At 58.5% G+C, this 15853-nt stretch carries 17 protein-coding genes and 1 tRNA gene; 14 read left to right on the top strand and 4 right to left on the bottom strand.

Going from position 1 to position 15853, the window contains the following annotated elements:
• The first annotated feature begins 71 nt into the window (after positions 1-71).
• From EJE94_RS09990 to EJE94_RS09960, 7 genes are all read left to right on the top strand, one after another.
• Entirely contained in the window at positions 72-1397 is a 1326-nt protein-coding gene (locus tag EJE94_RS09990) for a TRZ/ATZ family hydrolase (protein WP_121241081.1), read from the top strand.
• 105 nt (positions 1398-1502) lie between these two features.
• Positions 1503-2159, top strand: a complete 657-nt coding sequence (gene ompA / locus EJE94_RS09985; RefSeq protein ID WP_121241079.1) for an outer membrane protein OmpA — start codon at positions 1503-1505, stop codon at positions 2157-2159.
• 63 nt (positions 2160-2222) lie between these two features.
• Positions 2223-2948 carry a bifunctional 2-polyprenyl-6-hydroxyphenol methylase/3-demethylubiquinol 3-O-methyltransferase UbiG gene (gene ubiG / locus EJE94_RS09980; RefSeq protein ID WP_121241077.1) on the top strand — a complete coding sequence of 242 codons (726 nt, stop codon included), beginning with the start codon at positions 2223-2225 and terminating at the stop codon, positions 2946-2948.
• On the top strand, positions 2941-3603 hold the full coding sequence (gph, locus tag EJE94_RS09975) for a phosphoglycolate phosphatase (protein ID WP_121241074.1): 663 nt from the start codon (positions 2941-2943) through the stop codon (positions 3601-3603). The genes ubiG and gph overlap by 8 nt, the downstream gene beginning before the upstream one ends.
• A gap of 192 nt (positions 3604-3795) precedes the next feature.
• Entirely contained in the window at positions 3796-4092 is a 297-nt protein-coding gene (locus tag EJE94_RS09970; RefSeq protein ID WP_121241072.1) for an HU family DNA-binding protein, read from the top strand.
• A gap of 66 nt (positions 4093-4158) precedes the next feature.
• Positions 4159-4470: a hypothetical protein gene (locus EJE94_RS09965; protein WP_121241070.1), complete on the top strand. Its 312-nt coding sequence runs from the start codon at positions 4159-4161 to the stop codon at positions 4468-4470.
• Between the two features lie 26 nt (positions 4471-4496).
• Positions 4497-5540, top strand: coding sequence for an isocitrate/isopropylmalate dehydrogenase family protein (locus EJE94_RS09960; protein WP_121241068.1), 1044 nt, complete (start codon positions 4497-4499; stop codon positions 5538-5540).
• A 32-nt stretch (positions 5541-5572) separates the two neighbouring features.
• On the opposite strand, the gene EJE94_RS09955 is transcribed toward EJE94_RS09960, so the two are convergent.
• Positions 5573-5863, bottom strand: coding sequence for an HU family DNA-binding protein (locus tag EJE94_RS09955; protein WP_121241066.1), 291 nt, complete (start codon positions 5861-5863; stop codon positions 5573-5575).
• A gap of 254 nt (positions 5864-6117) precedes the next feature.
• Here EJE94_RS09955 and EJE94_RS09950 point away from each other — a divergent pair.
• Positions 6118-6207, top strand: a tRNA-Ser gene (locus tag EJE94_RS09950).
• Positions 6208-6566: 359 nt separating this feature from the next.
• On the opposite strand, the gene EJE94_RS09945 is transcribed toward EJE94_RS09950, so the two are convergent.
• The 3 genes from EJE94_RS09945 to EJE94_RS09935 are packed head-to-tail and all read right to left on the bottom strand — an operon-like array spanning position 6567 to position 8977.
• Positions 6567-7628, bottom strand: coding sequence for a tyrosine-type recombinase/integrase (locus tag EJE94_RS09945; RefSeq protein WP_121241064.1), 1062 nt, complete (start codon positions 7626-7628; stop codon positions 6567-6569).
• A 21-nt stretch (positions 7629-7649) separates the two neighbouring features.
• Positions 7650-7883 (bottom strand): DUF4224 domain-containing protein, encoded by a 234-nt coding sequence (locus EJE94_RS15025; RefSeq protein WP_121242212.1) that lies wholly within the window; start codon positions 7881-7883, stop codon positions 7650-7652.
• 14 nt (positions 7884-7897) lie between these two features.
• Entirely contained in the window at positions 7898-8977 is a 1080-nt protein-coding gene (locus EJE94_RS09935; RefSeq protein WP_124962445.1) for a hypothetical protein, read from the bottom strand.
• Between the two features lie 575 nt (positions 8978-9552).
• On the opposite strand from EJE94_RS09935, the gene EJE94_RS09930 reads away from it, so the two are divergent.
• The 6 genes from EJE94_RS09930 to EJE94_RS09905 all read left to right on the top strand — a co-directional run bounded on the left by EJE94_RS09930 (position 9553) and on the right by EJE94_RS09905 (position 15776).
• Positions 9553-10773 carry a type IV secretory system conjugative DNA transfer family protein gene (locus EJE94_RS09930; protein ID WP_124962444.1) on the top strand — a complete coding sequence of 407 codons (1221 nt, stop codon included), beginning with the start codon at positions 9553-9555 and terminating at the stop codon, positions 10771-10773.
• A gap of 11 nt (positions 10774-10784) precedes the next feature.
• A complete protein-coding gene (locus EJE94_RS09925; RefSeq protein ID WP_124962443.1) occupies positions 10785-11567 on the top strand; it encodes a hypothetical protein in 783 nt (260 codons plus the stop codon).
• Positions 11567-12664: a hypothetical protein gene (locus EJE94_RS09920; protein WP_121241060.1), complete on the top strand. Its 1098-nt coding sequence runs from the start codon at positions 11567-11569 to the stop codon at positions 12662-12664. Before EJE94_RS09925 ends, EJE94_RS09920 begins: the two co-directional genes overlap by 1 nt.
• The gene (gene mobC / locus EJE94_RS09915) at positions 12618-13472 is read left to right on the top strand and encodes a MobC family replication-relaxation protein (protein ID WP_306307954.1); all 855 of its coding nucleotides are present in this window, start codon (positions 12618-12620) and stop codon (positions 13470-13472) included. Before EJE94_RS09920 ends, mobC begins: the two co-directional genes overlap by 47 nt.
• Positions 13444-13671: a hypothetical protein gene (locus EJE94_RS09910; protein WP_124962441.1), complete on the top strand. Its 228-nt coding sequence runs from the start codon at positions 13444-13446 to the stop codon at positions 13669-13671. The genes mobC and EJE94_RS09910 overlap by 29 nt, the downstream gene beginning before the upstream one ends.
• Positions 13672-14804: 1133 nt before the next feature.
• Positions 14805-15776, top strand: coding sequence for an ArdC family protein (locus tag EJE94_RS09905; protein ID WP_121241056.1), 972 nt, complete (start codon positions 14805-14807; stop codon positions 15774-15776).
• Positions 15777-15853 lie beyond the last annotated feature (77 nt).

Here is a 15853-nt window from a genome sequence, read left to right as displayed (position 1 = left end):
CCCCGCCCCTCCGAACATCCAACCGCAGACTGCCTGATGGCGTGAGCCCGGGCTGTGCTTAAATCGCGACCATGACTGCCCCCGTCTGCATCGACCTGCTGCTCGAGCCGCGCTGGATCATCCCGATCGAGCCGGCCGGCGTCATCCTCGAAGAACACGCCCTGGCGGTCGACCAGGGGCGGATCGTCGCCCTGTTGCCGCTTGAAGAGGCGGCCACCCGCTACGCCCCGCGCGAACGGCTGCAGCTGAGCGAACATGTCCTGCTGCCCGGGCTGGTCAACCTTCACACCCACGCCGCCATGACCCTGCTGCGCGGCTTTGCCGACGACATGCCGCTGATGCACTGGCTCAACGAGTGTATCTGGCCGGCCGAGAGGCGCCATCTGTCCCCTGCTTTCGTGCGGGACGGAACACTGTTGGGGTCCTGGGAGATGCTGCGTGGCGGCATCACCTGCTTCAACGACATGTACTTCTTTCCGGAGGCGGCCGCCGCGGCCGCGCGGGAAGCAGGCATCCGTGCCGTCCTGGGCCTCACCGTTCTAGAATTCCCCACGGCCTACGCCGCGGATCCCGGAGACTACCTGGCCAAGGGGCTGGCGAGCCGGGATGCTCTGCGGCACGAACCACTGCTCTCCTTCTGCCTCGCGCCGCACGCCCCCTATACGGTCAGCGACAGCACCTTCGAGCGCATTGCGACGCTGGCGAACCAGCTCGACCTGCCGGTACACATCCACATTCACGAGACGCGCGCGGAAATCGAGGACAGCCTACGCCTGCATGGCGTACGGCCGCTCGCCCGCCTGCAGCGTGCCGGGCTGCTCGGCCCGGGGTTCATCGGCGTCCATGGCGTGCACCTCGATGCCAGCGAAATCGATTTACTCGGCGAGCATCGCTGTCATCTGGCGCATTGCCCAACGTCCAACATGAAGCTCGCCAACGGCGCTCCCCCAATCGCGTCCCTCCAGGCACACGGAGTCGGCGTGGGACTGGGCAGCGACGGAGCCGCCAGCAACAACCGCCTCGACCTGTTCCACGAAATGCGCCACGCCGCGCTGCTGGCCAAGGCTGCCAGCGAAGATGCCACGGGACTCCCAGCCATGACCGTGCTGCGCATGGCGACGCTGGAAGGCGCCAGCGCTCTCGGGCTGGACGCCGAAATCGGATCGCTGCTGCCGGGCAAGAGTGCCGACCTCTGCGCGGTCCGCCTCGATGAATGGATACTGCAGCCCTGTTTCGATCCGGCCTCCCATCTGGTCTACGTCGCCGGGCGCGAGCAGGTCACGCATACCTGGGTCGCGGGCCGACTCAGGATCCGCGACGGGAAACCGGTCGATTTCGATACACGTCATTTGATTGAGCTGGCAAAAATGTGGCATACTGAGATTTGTAAGCATTAAACATTCGACACTGGTTGCGGTAGTGCGCATCGTAAAATCGATCTATTATCGTGTACCAATAGTTCCGCTATCGAAGCCGATAGTTTTTTTCCGACGAGGGAGCACATGAAGAACACCACCAAACTTTCGCTGCTGGCAGTCACCCTGCTGGGTATCGGCGCTTCCGCTTACGCCCAGACCCCGGGCGTGGATATGAAGGGCACTGTCGGCTATGTCATTGATCAGCGCGGCTATGTCGCGAAGAGCGGTTACGGCCTGTGCTGGCGTACCGGTTACTGGACCCCGGCGATGGCCATTGCGGAGTGCGATCCCGATCTGGTGAAGAAGGAAGCTCCCCCCGCACCGGCTCCCGCCGCCCCGGCCGCCACGCCGAAGCCCGCCGCCGAGAAAATCACCCTGGCCGCCGACGCGCTGTTCGACTTCGACAAGGCGACGCTGCGCCCCGAGGGTAAGAAGTCGCTCGACGAGCTCGCCGCCAAGGCCAAGGGCATCAATCTCGAAGTGATCATCGCCGTCGGCCACGCCGACCGCATCGGCGCCGACGCCTACAACCAGAAGCTCTCCGAAAAGCGTTCCGCTTCGGTCAAGGACTACCTGGTGAGCAAGGGCATCGAAGCCAACCGCATTTACGCCGAAGGCAAGGGCGAGAAGCAGCCTGTGACCGGCGACAAGTGCAAGGGCGACAAGCGGACCAAGCAGCTGATTGAATGCCTGCAGCCCGACCGTCGCGTCGAGATCGAAGTGATCGGCACGAAGAAGTAATCGCGCCGAGCTTCAGGAGAGCCCTGCGCATGCAGGGCTTTTTTTTCCTAACGCACTTTGAACATGAACGCCACGAACACCACTGCCCCGGCTCACAACGCCGACCCGCATGAACTGGCCAAGTTCAGCGAACTGGCGCATCGCTGGTGGGATCCGAATTCGGAATTCAAGCCACTGCACGACATCAACCCGTTACGTCTCGACTGGATCGACCGGAACAGCGGCCTTGCCGGCAAGCGCGTCGTAGACGTCGGCTGCGGCGGCGGCATATTGTCGGAGAGCATGACCGGGCGCGGCGCCGACGTCACCGGCATCGACCTGTCGGAAAAGGCCCTCGCCGTCGCACGCCTGCATCTGCTCGAAACCGGCGGCAAGGTCGACTATCGCCACATCGCCGCAGAGCAACTCGCGGCCGAGGCACCTGCCGCCTACGATGTCGTGACCTGTCTCGAAATGCTCGAGCACGTGCCCGATCCGGCCAGCACCATCCGCGCCTGTGCGACGCTGGTCAAGCCCGGTGGCCATGCCTTTTTCTCGACCATCAGCCGCAACCCCAAGGCCTATCTGCTCGCGGTGGTCGGCGCCGAATACGTGCTCAACCTGCTGCCGCGCGGCACGCACGACTACGCCAAGTTCATCCGGCCGTCCGAACTGGCGCGCATGGTGCGGGAAGCCGCTCTCGACGTCGAGGAAATCATCGGCATGAGCTACAACCCGCTCACGCGGACATATTCGCTCGGCCCGGACACCAGCGTGAATTACCTGCTGCGTGCCCGCAGGCATGCCTGAAGCCGTTTTTTTCGATCTCGATGGCACCCTGGCCGACACCGCGCCCGATCTCGGCGCGGCGCTGAATCGCCTGCTGGCCGAGCAAGGGCGGGCACCGTTGGCGCACGCGGTGCTGCGCCCCCATGTCTCGGCCGGGGCTCGCGGTATGCTGCATGTCGGCTTTGGCATTCGGCCGGAAAACCCGGCCTACACTTCGCTGCGCGAGCGCTTTCTCGACATCTACGAACAGGCGCTGTGCGAACGCACGGCGCTGTTCGCCGGCATGGAGACTCTCCTTGCCACACTTGAGGCAAAGGGCATCGCCTGGGGCGTCGTCACCAACAAGCCGGAGCGCTTCACCCTGCCGCTGATGGAGGCCCTCGGACTCGCCGGCCGCGCGGCAGCGATCGTCGGCGGCGACACCACCGCGAAGGCCAAGCCCGATCCGCTGCCCCTGCTCCACGCCTGCACCGTCGCCGGCGTCGCCGCGACGGCATCGGCCTACGTCGGCGACGATCTGCGCGACATTCAGGCCGGCCGCGCCGCTGGCATGCGCACCTTCGCCGCCGCCTGGGGCTATCTCGGCGACGGACCGCCGATCGGTGCATGGGGCGCCGACCACTTGATTTCCGAACCGGCGGGTCTGCTCGAAGATATCGCACACGGCTCCTGGTAGCGTGGCGACCTTGAAAGATCGATTTCCGGGCAGCACTCGGATCGCGTTGTCGTTGTCTCGTCGTGCCCGTTGGGCGCCGCCGTCGGCGGCATTTTTTTGCTCCGGCGTGATCGTTGTCACCCACGGCGCCTGAAATGGCCTTATGATTCGGGGCGCATTGATTCTCTTCTCACTCATGATCAGGAGCCGCAGATGAACAAATCCGAACTCGTCGAAGTTGCTGCCAAGGAAGCCGAGATCAGCAAGGCTGCCGCCGAGCGCGTCCTGTCCGCCATGATCGGCGCCGTCGTCAAGGCCGTCTCGAAGGGCGACTCCGTCATGCTCGTCGGTTTCGGTTCCTTCAAGTCCGCCAAGCGCGCTGCGCGCACCGGCAAGAATCCCAAGACCGGCGCGACCCTCAAGATTCCCGCCACCACCGTGCCGAAGTTTTCCGCCGGTGCCACCTTCAAGGCCGCCGTCGCTGGCAAGAAGGCCGCCAAGAAGAAGTAACAGCCAAAACATGCCGGCGAGGTGCGTCAGCACGGACCTCGCCGGCATTGAATCACTTCCCCCGGCATGACCGAAGAACAGCCCAGCCCCGCTCCTGCCGCGCCGCCGCCGCCCGATCCGCGTCGTCGTCTGCGCGAACTGCTCACCATCCCGGAACGGGATCGCACCGATGCGCAGTGGGACGAGATCATCGAACTCGAAATTCAGCTTGCTCCCGGCAACCGCGTCGGCCCTGCACCAGGTGGTGGCGGGGGCGGAGGCGGGGGCGGTGGTGGCAACAATCGCCAGGGCCCCGCTCCAGGTGGCCAGAAGCCCGCCCAATCCAAAAAGAACCGTCCCCGCTGGGGCAGCGGTCGCCAACATCAACCAAAGAAATAGCAGGGGAGATTGGAGCATGACGTTTCATGAACTCGACCTCACCCCCGATTGCCGCGACGCTCATCCCCGGTGACGGCATCGGCCCGGAGATAACCGCAGCCACGCTCGAGGCGTTAGACGCACTCGGCGCACCTTTCAAGTGGGACCAGCAGGTTGCCGGCATGGCCGGTGTCAATGCCTGTGGCGATCCGTTGCCTCCCGCCTGTCTCGACAGCATCCGCAGTTCCAAGCTAGCCCTCAAGGGCCCGCTGGAAACACCCATCGGCGGCGGCTATCGCTCCTCCAATGTCCGCCTGCGCGAGGAGTTCAAGCTCTACGCCAACCTGCGTCCGGCGCGGACCATCGTCCCGGGCGGGCGCTACGACAACATCGACCTGGTGCTGGTGCGCGAGAACAACGAAGGCCTCTACATGGGGTACGAGCACTTCATCCCCATCGATGGCGACCCTCATGCCGTTGGCATGTCGACCGGCATCAATACGCGCCAGGGCTGCCGTCGCATCGTGCACTTCGCCTTCGAGTACGCCCTGCGCAAGGGCCGCAAGAAGGTCACGGTGGTGCACAAGGCCAACATCATGAAGGCGCTGACCGGCATCTTCCTCGAGACGGCGCGGGAGATCTACGAGGCCCAGTACAAGGGCCGCCTCGAGTTCGAGGAAGTGATCGTCGACGCCTGTGCCATGAAACTGGTGATGAATCCCTGGCAGTTCGACGTGCTGGTGACGACCAACCTGTTCGGCGACATCCTCTCCGACGAGATCGCAGGGCTGGTCGGGGGCCTCGGCATGGCACCGGGTGCCAATATCGGCGAACATGCCGCGATCTTCGAGGCCGTGCATGGCTCCGCCCCCGACATCGCGGGCAAGGGCATCGCCAATCCGATCGCGCTGATGCTCGCCGCGGCCATGATGCTCGACCATGTCAACCGTCCCGACCTCGGCGACCGCCTGCGCAAGGCGATCGACGCCACCCTCAACGTCGACCAGGTGCGCACCGGCGACCTCGGCGGCAAGGCATCGACCCGCGAGTTCACTGCGGCTCTGGTGCAGCGCATCCGCGCCAGCGCGTAACCGCGGCGCAGCCGGCGGGGACAGTAGGCCGCCTACTTCTTCCGTTTGCCCTTGTTCACGGCGGCGTTCAGTCGGGCGCCGGCCTTGAAGCGCACGGCCTGACTCGCCGGAATCAGGATCTCCTTGCCGGTCTGCGGATTGCGCCCGCTGCGTGCCTTGCGCTCGGCGACGCTGAAGGTGCCGAAGCCGACGAACTGCACGCTCTCGCCGCGGGCGATCGCCTCGGCGATGGCTTCGATCGCGGCCGAAACGACGATGTCTGCGGCAGCCTTGCTGGCGTTGGCCTTCTCGGCGACGGCATCGATCAATTGGCGCTTGTTCATGGCATTTCCTTTGGTAGAAATCGGCGGGAAAAGTCTATCAGCAGTCCGCGGAGGGCGGCCGCGGCCCGATGCTAGAATCGCGCCGGTTTCCCCCGTGAGGTTCCGATGGATAGGTGGCAGAGCGGTTGAATGCACCGGTCTTGAAAGCAGTTGCATCGGCGACGGGTGAGTTGATTTGATTGGTTTTTATGGGATCGTTTCCGCAACTTACGGGAATCGTTTCCGCAACCCCCCATCGCCAGGGGAAAAAGTTTGGAGGTGTGGGAGAGTGGTTTAATCCATCGGTCTTGAAAACCGACGAAGGTGAAAGCCTTCCGTGAGTTCGAATCTCACCGCCTCCGCCAGATTGAAAACGGCCCCGATCACGGGGCCGTTTTTCTTTAAATCCAACCGTTCACAGCTTGATCGATTTAAGTGCTCTGCAGCCAGGAGGTGCAGAGAACTTCACAAATTACGGAGCACAACTAGAAAGTTCTCTAGTTGGGGGCGCTGAATACCGAGCGTTTCGCAAAGATTTTCTCGACCTCTGTCATCGAGCGAGCTTATTGCTCTCATTGCCCCGAGCCTGTCAAGTTGTGCGAATTCGGCCTTTTTCCCGGCAATGTACGGTAGATCTTGTGGAAACCGAGACTGGTAGTTGGATAAAAGTACTTCAGCGAGCCAATCCATTAGTGCGCTCCTCCAATTTAATATTCCCGGTTACTCATTTGGTCGGTTTTACGATCTCGCCAACGCGACGGTACACCTTTTCCGTTATCTCATGCTCTGTATGGCCCAGCAGCTTGCTTGCGTGCTCCAGCGGCAGCTCACTCGCAGCTTTAGGCCGTATGTCGCGAAACTGAAAATTGCGAATTCTTGCGGCCAAGTCGATGTCGCCGGCCTGGGTAGCCGCCTTCGCGGCATCTGTTCGTGCATCGTCGAAGCGCTTACGCAACGTCCAGCGGTTGAGCGCCACACCAGCCGGCGTGGCTATAAGAAAAAGACTAGCTACTTTGCGTTCGCGAGCCTTGATGCGATCGACTACTCTGCCTAACTCAGTGCGTACTCCGCCGACGTTCAGGAGGATGCGCAATTTTTTCTTTGTCTTGTTTTGCTGCACCTCAATTGCGTCGTTCTTGATGTCTGTAAGTCTCATCTTGAGCACATCGGCCGGGCGCTGGCCGGTGAGATAGTTCAAATCCATGGCGTCCTTCAACTCGACGCAGGCCGATGCATACACCGCTGACCATACGGCATCATCGGCGTAGAAGTCGCGGGGCTTTTCTTTATTCTTACGAACCCCTCTTACTGGATTTTCCTTGGCCGTATAACCCCACTCCCGAGCAATGTTCCAGATGTGAGAAAACAGCGCTAGCTCACGGTTTGCGCGCACTGGAGCCCTTGCTCCTCGGTTGTCTCTGTATTGAGCAATGTGCTGCGGCGTAATCGCGGTAATCGGGGCAGTATCAAAGACCGACCGCAGCATTTTCAGGCAACCTTCGTTGTCCTTCTGCGTCTTGGGGGCTTTGGTTGGAATAATGTCACGAGCATAGCGATCGAAGATGACTTTCATGATCCCGGTCTCGATCGGAGCGGGCTTGCACTCCAGTTCCGCCCATTTCCTCTTCGCTTCATTCAAATCAGCGCCGAGCGGGATTTCGATCCGCTTGCCGTTTTCATCGCGGCCATTGTAGTAATAGCTTTCCCATGTCTTTCCGCTGACTAGCCGCTTGGCTCGCCTCAGCATTCTCGGGGGGAGGTGCTTTCCAGTGGTTTTTGGCCTCATCGATTTTCTCCTGAATATTGGCTATCGAACTTTTGTGAAGTCTGGAGCCCATCCACTGCCCCCTGTGATTGTCGACGTGCTGATTCCAGCCAGGCGGAGTCTTGCATAGAGCCTGCCGACGATAGGCTCTCCGGCTTTGTTCTTCACATACATCCATCCCTCGGCCTGTAGCCATGCCACTTGGTCTGCACGCCGCGCGCACCCGGTGATCTGAGCAACCTCCTCTGGTGCCAAGGTTTCGCTCGCTATCGGCATTTCAAAGAAAGCTGTCATGGACGCGCTCCTGGTTGAACTGACCATGTTCTAGATGCCGATACAACGATGCTTCCGCCAAGTCCCTGCGGTACCTCTCGACGGAGAATTGAATCTCGAATCGCAGGTAACAGTTTGGGAAGCTTAACCTGCGGCTCAATGGCCCTAATGAACTCATGAAGGTCCGTTTCACTTAAGGATTGCAGCAGGGCTGTTGCCGAGCAACGAGCTTGCTTTTGGCGCTCTTCTTCTTGCGCTACTTCTACCCTTGCCGATCGTTCTTTTTCTGCATTCGTGAGCGTTCTTTCTCGCTCCTGTGCCACTTTTGGCCCCCATTGCGGTACGAAGGATCCGCTTTTGAAGCTCTCAACAAGTGCTGGTATCCATCCATGCAGGCCAAGAATCGGCTTTCGCCGGCCTTTGTCGGCAGCCTCTAACGCACCACAGACTTCGTCGGCAATAGCCTGCGCGTCAGCTGAATCAATCCCGACGAGTGATGATTCGATGATTCGCCGATGCGGCTCACCAATAGGGAGGAGCACTAACGAGAAAGAATTTTCACCACCACTACACAGCGGTGAAGTGATTGTCGTGGTCTTGTTTTCGTCAGGTTGGGGTTCGGTTCGGTTGTTGTTGGATAGACCCCTATTGGTCTGCTCCAAGGGGCTTTGAAGGGGCTTGCCGCTGAATTTACTGATTACATCCGCTGGCACCCCAGCCTCAACACACGCTACCGTCCATTGACTATGGATGGCTGGCGGCAACTCTGCCGCCTCGCGTGACGCGGCTTTCGCAACGTTGCCAACGAAAGTTGAATCCCAGAAGTTATGGAAAAACCACGTCCGTACCAGGACGAAGTCACCTTGAACCAACACGATTCCCTTTTGTTCCAACCGGGAAATCGTTGCTAACAAGTCCTCGCAGCTCATGCCGATCTCAGCTGCAGCAATTCGTAACACAAACCTGAAGCAACCGATCGCGTTGGAAAACGGGCTGCTAAGTAAGTACAGCTCGACGTAGCGCTCGAATGGATCAAGGCCGGTTGATCTCGTGGATCGCCAGGCTTGTTCGGGAGAAATTGGGCGGTACTTCGCCATGAATGGACACTTGGTTAAACGATGGCCATCAGTGTATCTCAAAATAATTGCATGCATGCACCTATTTTGCTTGCCTTGTGTTAATATGTCTCACATGTTAAATCTTTTTTCGCCAATCTGGGAATCTGCAGCACGCCTAGAGCGCGTATTGGTGGGGTATCTGTTGGCCGTTGAACCTTCGGTGTCTGGACTTATGGTTGGATTACTTTTTGCGGGCGTGATCACTGGCAGCAGACTCGCAAAGTTCTCTCACCCTGCTAAGCCCCGGGTAAGCCTCCTTGTTCGTCATTGCTCTAGCGCTTTCATAGTCTGGCCGTCTTGGCTAATGCTTATAGCGTTGGTAATTCTTGCTGGGCTAATTGTCTCCCTGGCCTTCAGTCTCGGCTGGCAATTGTCGGTTTGGGGCGCACTAAAAGTACATCTCTCTGCAATTGCTGCCGGGGCAATTGCTGGGGCGATCCTTGGTGGGCTTGGTTATTACCATTGGATACCCGGAGTTGAACGACCGATAGGAGTTGGGGTTAGCGAGCCGGTTCCGAAGTCATGTCGACTCTACGATCCGGAGAAATACTTTCGTGTCTAAAGAGCGGATTTTTTTCGGGTTGGATCAAAAGGGGCGGCCTGTCTATATCTCAGGCGACCAGGCTCGACTGAACAAGGTCGTCCCGGCAGCAACTCGTGCAGGCAAGGGAGTAACTGCTCAAGTCCTGATTCCTCAATTTCTTTCGGCCGGTGATGGCGTTTTCTTCTTTGATCCCAAGCGAGACTCGAAGCTGCCCCGCGCATTGGCAAGCTTTTGCCAACGAAAGAACATTTCGTTTCAGCTTATCGACCTCAGCTATACCGCCCCGCCGCAGATAAATCCCTGCGCTGGACTTGACGTTAGGCAGATCCAGATGCTCTTTGCGGCAGCTTTCGACCTGGCAGATACCGGACAGATGGATCGTGTCTATCGCCTGGAAGATCGTCAGGCAGCAGCACGGACTGCCCAATTAGCTGTGCAGCAAGACGCAAGAGACCTGCCGAGCATGGTCCGCACTGCATCATCCGAAGAAAGTATTACGTCGGCGAAGGTGTTCTGGGGTTTCCTTAACGAGTTGGCGGCACTACCGGCCATTTCAGCTTCAAAAGGATTCGATCTGCTCTCCCCTTTCACTAGCGGCGGCATAGTGTATGTGCTGGGAGATCCACTTGACCCGGTCGTCAAGATGGCACAACGGATGTTGCTGGTTCGCGTACTGCTTCAGATATATCAGCGTCCCCGATTCGATGGCCCAATCAGGCCAATTTGTGTTGCGCTGGATGAGTTCAAGCATCTGTTGTCGGAACCAGCCTGTGATGCACTGGGCATGATTCAAGATTTCGGCGGTCATGCCATGTTACTTTTCCAGAGTCTTGGGGACTTGGCGGCATGCCAAGGAATACCCGAAAAACGGGTGCGAGGGGCAATTCTCGATAACAGTAAGCTCAAGTTCGTTCTGCAGTCGCAAAACGATGAAACGGCGAAATGGGCCAGTAATGAAACATGTACCGTCCGCCAGTTTGTCGAATCTTCTGACAAGGCTCATGACAATGATCGGTCGCCCGGCCAGTGGCGTGAATCCGAGACGCCCGCTATTCACCCCAATACCTTCAAGAGACTACCGCCTCTAGTTGGCGTCCTGATCGTAGGCGGCGAATCAAAAGTAGTTCAAGTCAGTCCTCTGCAGCATCTCACACCAGAAATGCCTCCAGTTTTCAAGGCCCCTGAAGTCAGAGCTGCTACATCCCAGAATCTAGCAACCAATTTGATTTAGCGAGGTGTTGCATGTGGCAATACGATTATTACGATGCTCTTGAGGTAGCTGCCAAGGCTGGTGATTCAGAGTCTGCCTTCCAGCTTGCCAAGTACCACGGTACAAAATGGAGCGCCAGAGAGGTTGGAGACAAGCTCGAAATCTGGGGAGCAGACCATTATCAAATTGAGCGCGACTACCTTTCAGCAGCGGTAGGCGCTAGACACCCTGGTGCCCAGAAGCAGCTCGCGGGACACTTGTTACGTGGTCACCCAGACTTTGGATACAAGCCCATTACTGGACTGAAGCTTTGGCTCGCCGGATATCTGGGTGGGCGCCTGGCGCGTCGTAATGGAAATCACCCTGTAGAAGAACGCCTAAATTCACTAGCTATCCATACACAACCGACAGATTCTCAGATCAGCAGTGGGCGAAAGAAACTGAGCTATCAAGGGGCGGCTGGGAAAGAAGCTGTTTGCGGTATTCGCTACCATTTCAGTGACAACGACGGGGCTCATATCGTACTGGAGGAATTGCCAGGACTCAGCCTGCCGAGCGCGATGAATGCGGCTGAACGAGTCGCGACAAAAATTCTGTACGTACTTCTTCTAGAGGGTAAAAGTCTGAAGCCCGAAGATATTCATTGGTATAACGCGTTTCCAGCGGGCTCATCCTTGAGCATCCCAGACCACGGGACTCTTCAGCGAGTATGGTTTGACTGGAATGGTGTTGGCTATTCCAGCCCACGGTGGGAGGTGGTATCGCCCGAAGAGATTCCGATCGATCTTTCCGACATCATTGGAGTATCTGCATAATGGGACGCAAACAGCTCGCCCCTGAAGAGGGAATGCAGAAGACGCTGTCACTCCGAATTTCCGAGTGGCTAACCCAGTACCTGGAACGTTCGCGCGAAGCGCTTGAGCGAGAAGGCCAGAAACTCACCACCTCTGATGTTGCACGACAACTGCTGATTAATTCAGCGGGCCGCGACATGCCTATCGGCTTCGTGGTCGATAAGGAGGAAATGCTTCGGGGAATCCTACGGGCGCAACGTGATGATCTGCCGCTAACCCAGCATCACTATGCATTCCTTGCGGATCAGGCGCATACGACCTACCAACAGACGCGCCGCGACTTTGTTCGCGCAGACTTGTTGAAAAACAACCTCAATGCATTTGCAGCATTCATTACGCTGTGCAAACAGCAGGGGCATGACATTCCAGATGACCGGGCGCGCTACTACCGGAGCAATCTTGGAACAAAGGCTCAAGAGAAGACCGATCTACCCGATTCAATCAACGAAGGTAACTCCCTGGTTGATTCGCTCGGAATCCCGTTTCGTACTACCGGTGAGTTCATGTCACGGAACCTCGAAGTCGCATTGAGGGACGAGAAGGGCCTTGCTGACGACGAAGTAGACCGTGTGCTGCGACCATACTTGCCTGGACTGCTGCTGCTCGCACTGCGGTCCTTTACCTATGAAAACGACCGCCCAGTTGATGGTGTCGAGAACCACCACGAAATGATCGATCGCCTCAAGATCCGTGCATCTCTGAACCATCGCAACGAACACTTTTCTATCTCGTTTGCTGACGGAAACGGGGATTTGTCTGTGCTAATTACGCCAGCGTCTAGTTCCTGGATGCTTACATGTCGATACGAGCGTTTTGTCGATTTTGTCGAGCTTACTCGCCTTGATCGGGGTGCTGAGTCTGATTATTTCCGTTTGGAGCATGTGCCTCACATGGGAGGTGTTTTCTTCCTCAGTGCAAAAGGTGCAGAGGTCAATATCAGCATTCGATTCACTCAGGACGAAATGCTTGGCATGCGCACACTATGCAATGTAATTTCTGCTGAGCCTGAGTATGCACGGGTATTTAAATTGCTGGAGCTCCGCTATGGAAGCGTCTAGCCCTGATGCGTGCAATTCGAGCTGCGCCCCATTACATGTAGGCCGGTTCTTGCCACCGCAAGAACGAGCAGCTCGAATTACCGAAAAGCGACAAGCTCTCCTTCGATTCCTGAGAAAGAATCTTTACACGTCGGCAGAGATCGCCGGACTGCTACTCGGAATATCAAGCCGCCAGGGCGTACACACAACCCTGGCTGCAATGGAGCGTGACGAATTGCTCCGTCGGGAAACAGTAGAGGCCAATGGCCGGCGCTGGACGCTCTGGGGGATTACATCACACGGACAGGCATTTGCATTCGATCCTGACAATGGCGAACAGCCTGAAAGCAAATATTTTGAGGCCGGTCGTGTCGGATTGACCGTCCTTGCGCACACCTTGGATCTACAACGCGTAAGTATTCTCGCTGAGCGTGCTGGCTGGACCGAGTGGTTGCTGGGTGATCAGATGGAAAAATGGCATGCCAGTCAGAGTCGCCCAGACGCGCTAACTACGTCACCGAGCGGTATACGGTTTGCCATTGAGTGTGAGCGAACAATCAAAACCGTCAAACGTTACGAAGTCATTCTGTCCGACCGTTTGCAAGCGATTAAGCGCGGTCAGTTTGCACGCTGCCTTTGGCTTAGCCCAACGCCGGAATTGTCATCCCGGCTGAGGGCCATCGTCACCGGCATCAAAGATATTCCAGTTGCTGGAACCCGAGCCCAGATCGAAGATCGACATCTGGAAACGTTGATGTTTGCTTCCTATCAAGACTTCCCTGAAAACGTTGGAGACCAAAATGGCATTTCTCAAACCCAAAGCCGCTAATAAGACGAAAACGATTAGCGTCCGCGTGCCAATCGACTTGGCCGAGGAACTCGACGACATCAAGCGCCATGCCGACGAACACGGTCTGGCATTTGATGTCGCCGATGTTGTGGAGCGTGCGCTGACGCAGGCGGCTCGTTCCGCGCGTAGCGAGCTGGCAGCGCTGCCGACAAAGCAACAGAATGCACTTGCTGCGTGAGCAGCAAGACCCGCCGACAAATCTATATAGAATTGTCGGCCGCATGAGGGCATAGCCCTCTCTCGTTTTGTTTGCCGCAATCTGCCGCAAACGCAGTCGATTCACCCGCTGCCGCGCACGCACTGTTTGCAGTCTGTAATCTGACTGCAAACAGTGGTTATCGAGCGCTCGCTGACACTCATCACAACGCAAGCCGCTGCCGGAATGTCAGCGTCAATGCGCTGCGATCAATGTCAGCGATACCAAGCGCTGCGGCTAACCTGGACGGTTATCCTTGCTTGAGGGCACGGCCCTCTCTTCCTGCGTGGTGTCTGGACGCCACCACTTCGGTCGATTCACCCAGGCCCGGCACGCCTTGCGGCGCGCGCCTCCCCTCTTCGAGGCTGCGCCACGAACGCGGGGTCGGCCAGTGCGTCGCGGTGCGCCACTCTGACCTCAAGCCGCAGCATTTCGCTTCGCTCAATGACGCGTCTTGCCCCGCCTTCCTGGCTTGTCCCCGCTGCCGCAGGGAGACTCGCGCCGGCGACCAGTCTTGCTTCGCGCGCCTGTTCGCCTGCTCGTCCCACGAAGAGGGGAGGCGCGCGCCGCAAGGCGCTTGCCGGGCGGGGCTTCGCCCCCCACGAACCAACCGGCCCGTGGGCGGGCCTATTTCGGCTGGGGCCGAAATTTGGCTCGCGGCTCCCCCCAACCCTCGGCGGCCGGCTGGGGCCGGCGCACCTGCGGGGGGCTGCGCTGAACGCTTGCCCCCGCTGCGCGGTTCCCCAGTGGTGCGTACACAGCAGCCTGTGCGTTGCACAGGCATTCATAGCGTTGGCAGGCATGGCAAAACCGGTGTGTGCTGACCATACCTTTCGCGGACATCTGCCCTGCGAAGCCGCTAGCGCGTCTCCTCGCTGACCCGGCGGGAATTAGACCGGTGCGATAAGGCAGCACCTGCAACCCGTCACGCCAGCCAGCGTGGCTCCGGCATAACCGCTCCCTACGGTCGCAATTATTCCTCACCCCGATAACCCCGGCTGGCATGCCGGCTTGCTCCATTCCCTTTCGCCTGGTCGCCCTGTGGGCCGCTCGCTCACCGCCCGTTTGCGGACGGCTCCGAAGAGCAGAAATCACAACCACGAAAGGACAAAATCATGCCAGTACGCACCCAATCCACACCTGCCAACTTAAACGGAACGGGCGTTCCCCCCGTACCCCCCGGACTCACCCAAGAGCAGGATGGGAAAAGCGGTAAGTTCGATCTGTATCAATCGGTGACTGACAAAATCATCGCCGCCATTGAGCTTGGCGTGAAGCGCGATGGCAGGCCACTGTGGTCAGGGGCCGGGGCGACCGGAATCCCGTACAACCGCAAAAGCGGCAAAACATATTCGGGCGTCAATGTCCTGATTCTCTGGCTTGCCGCGCAGGAGGCAGGCTTTGCTTCTTCCGCCTGGCTGACATATCAGCAGGCCAAGGAGCTTGGCGGCTCTGTGAAAAAAGGCAGCAAGGGCCAGCAGGTTGTGTACTTTTCTACCGTCGACCGTGATCGTATCGACACCGAGACCGGCGAGGTCGAATCCCGAAAGATTGGCTTCTTAAAGAGCTATACCGTGTTCAATATTGACCAATGCGAGGGAATCGCAGATGGCATCGTGCGCCGCACTTTCCAGGGCGATGTAGCTGCCGAAGCAGTAATGCGACACAGTGGGGCCGCTATCTTCGAGCAGGGCGGCAAGGCTTTCTTTCGCCCGAGCAGCGACGAAATCTATCTACCCGAGCGCAGCCGATTTGTGTCCGACGAGGCTTTCTACGCAGTAGCAATGCATGAGCTGACGCACTGGACCGGCCACAAGTCACGCCTGGCGCGTGATTTCTCCGGGCGCTTCGGCACGGAGGCTTATGCCTTCGAGGAACTGATCGCCGAACTGGGCGCGGCGTTCTGCTGTGCGGATCTGGGCTTGATCCCGGCCACGATGGACGACCATGCCAGCTATATCGATTCCTGGCTGAAGGTGCTCAAGCACGACAAGAAGGCGATTTTTACCGCCGCGTCGCAGGCATCAAAGGCGCATGCTTTCCTGATGGACAAATCCAAGGAAAACCAGATCAAGATAGCTGCCTAATCCCAGCTACTCCCGGAAATTCATTTGCCGCCGGGCCAGATAGCCCGGCGGCAAATTTTCATGCATAGGCCCAAAGG

Source organism: Sulfurisoma sediminicola, assembly GCF_003865015.1.
In the GTDB taxonomy this organism is placed as follows: Bacteria; Pseudomonadota; Gammaproteobacteria; order Burkholderiales; family Rhodocyclaceae; genus Sulfurisoma; species Sulfurisoma sediminicola.
This window is presented reverse-complemented; position numbering and strand designations above follow the sequence as displayed.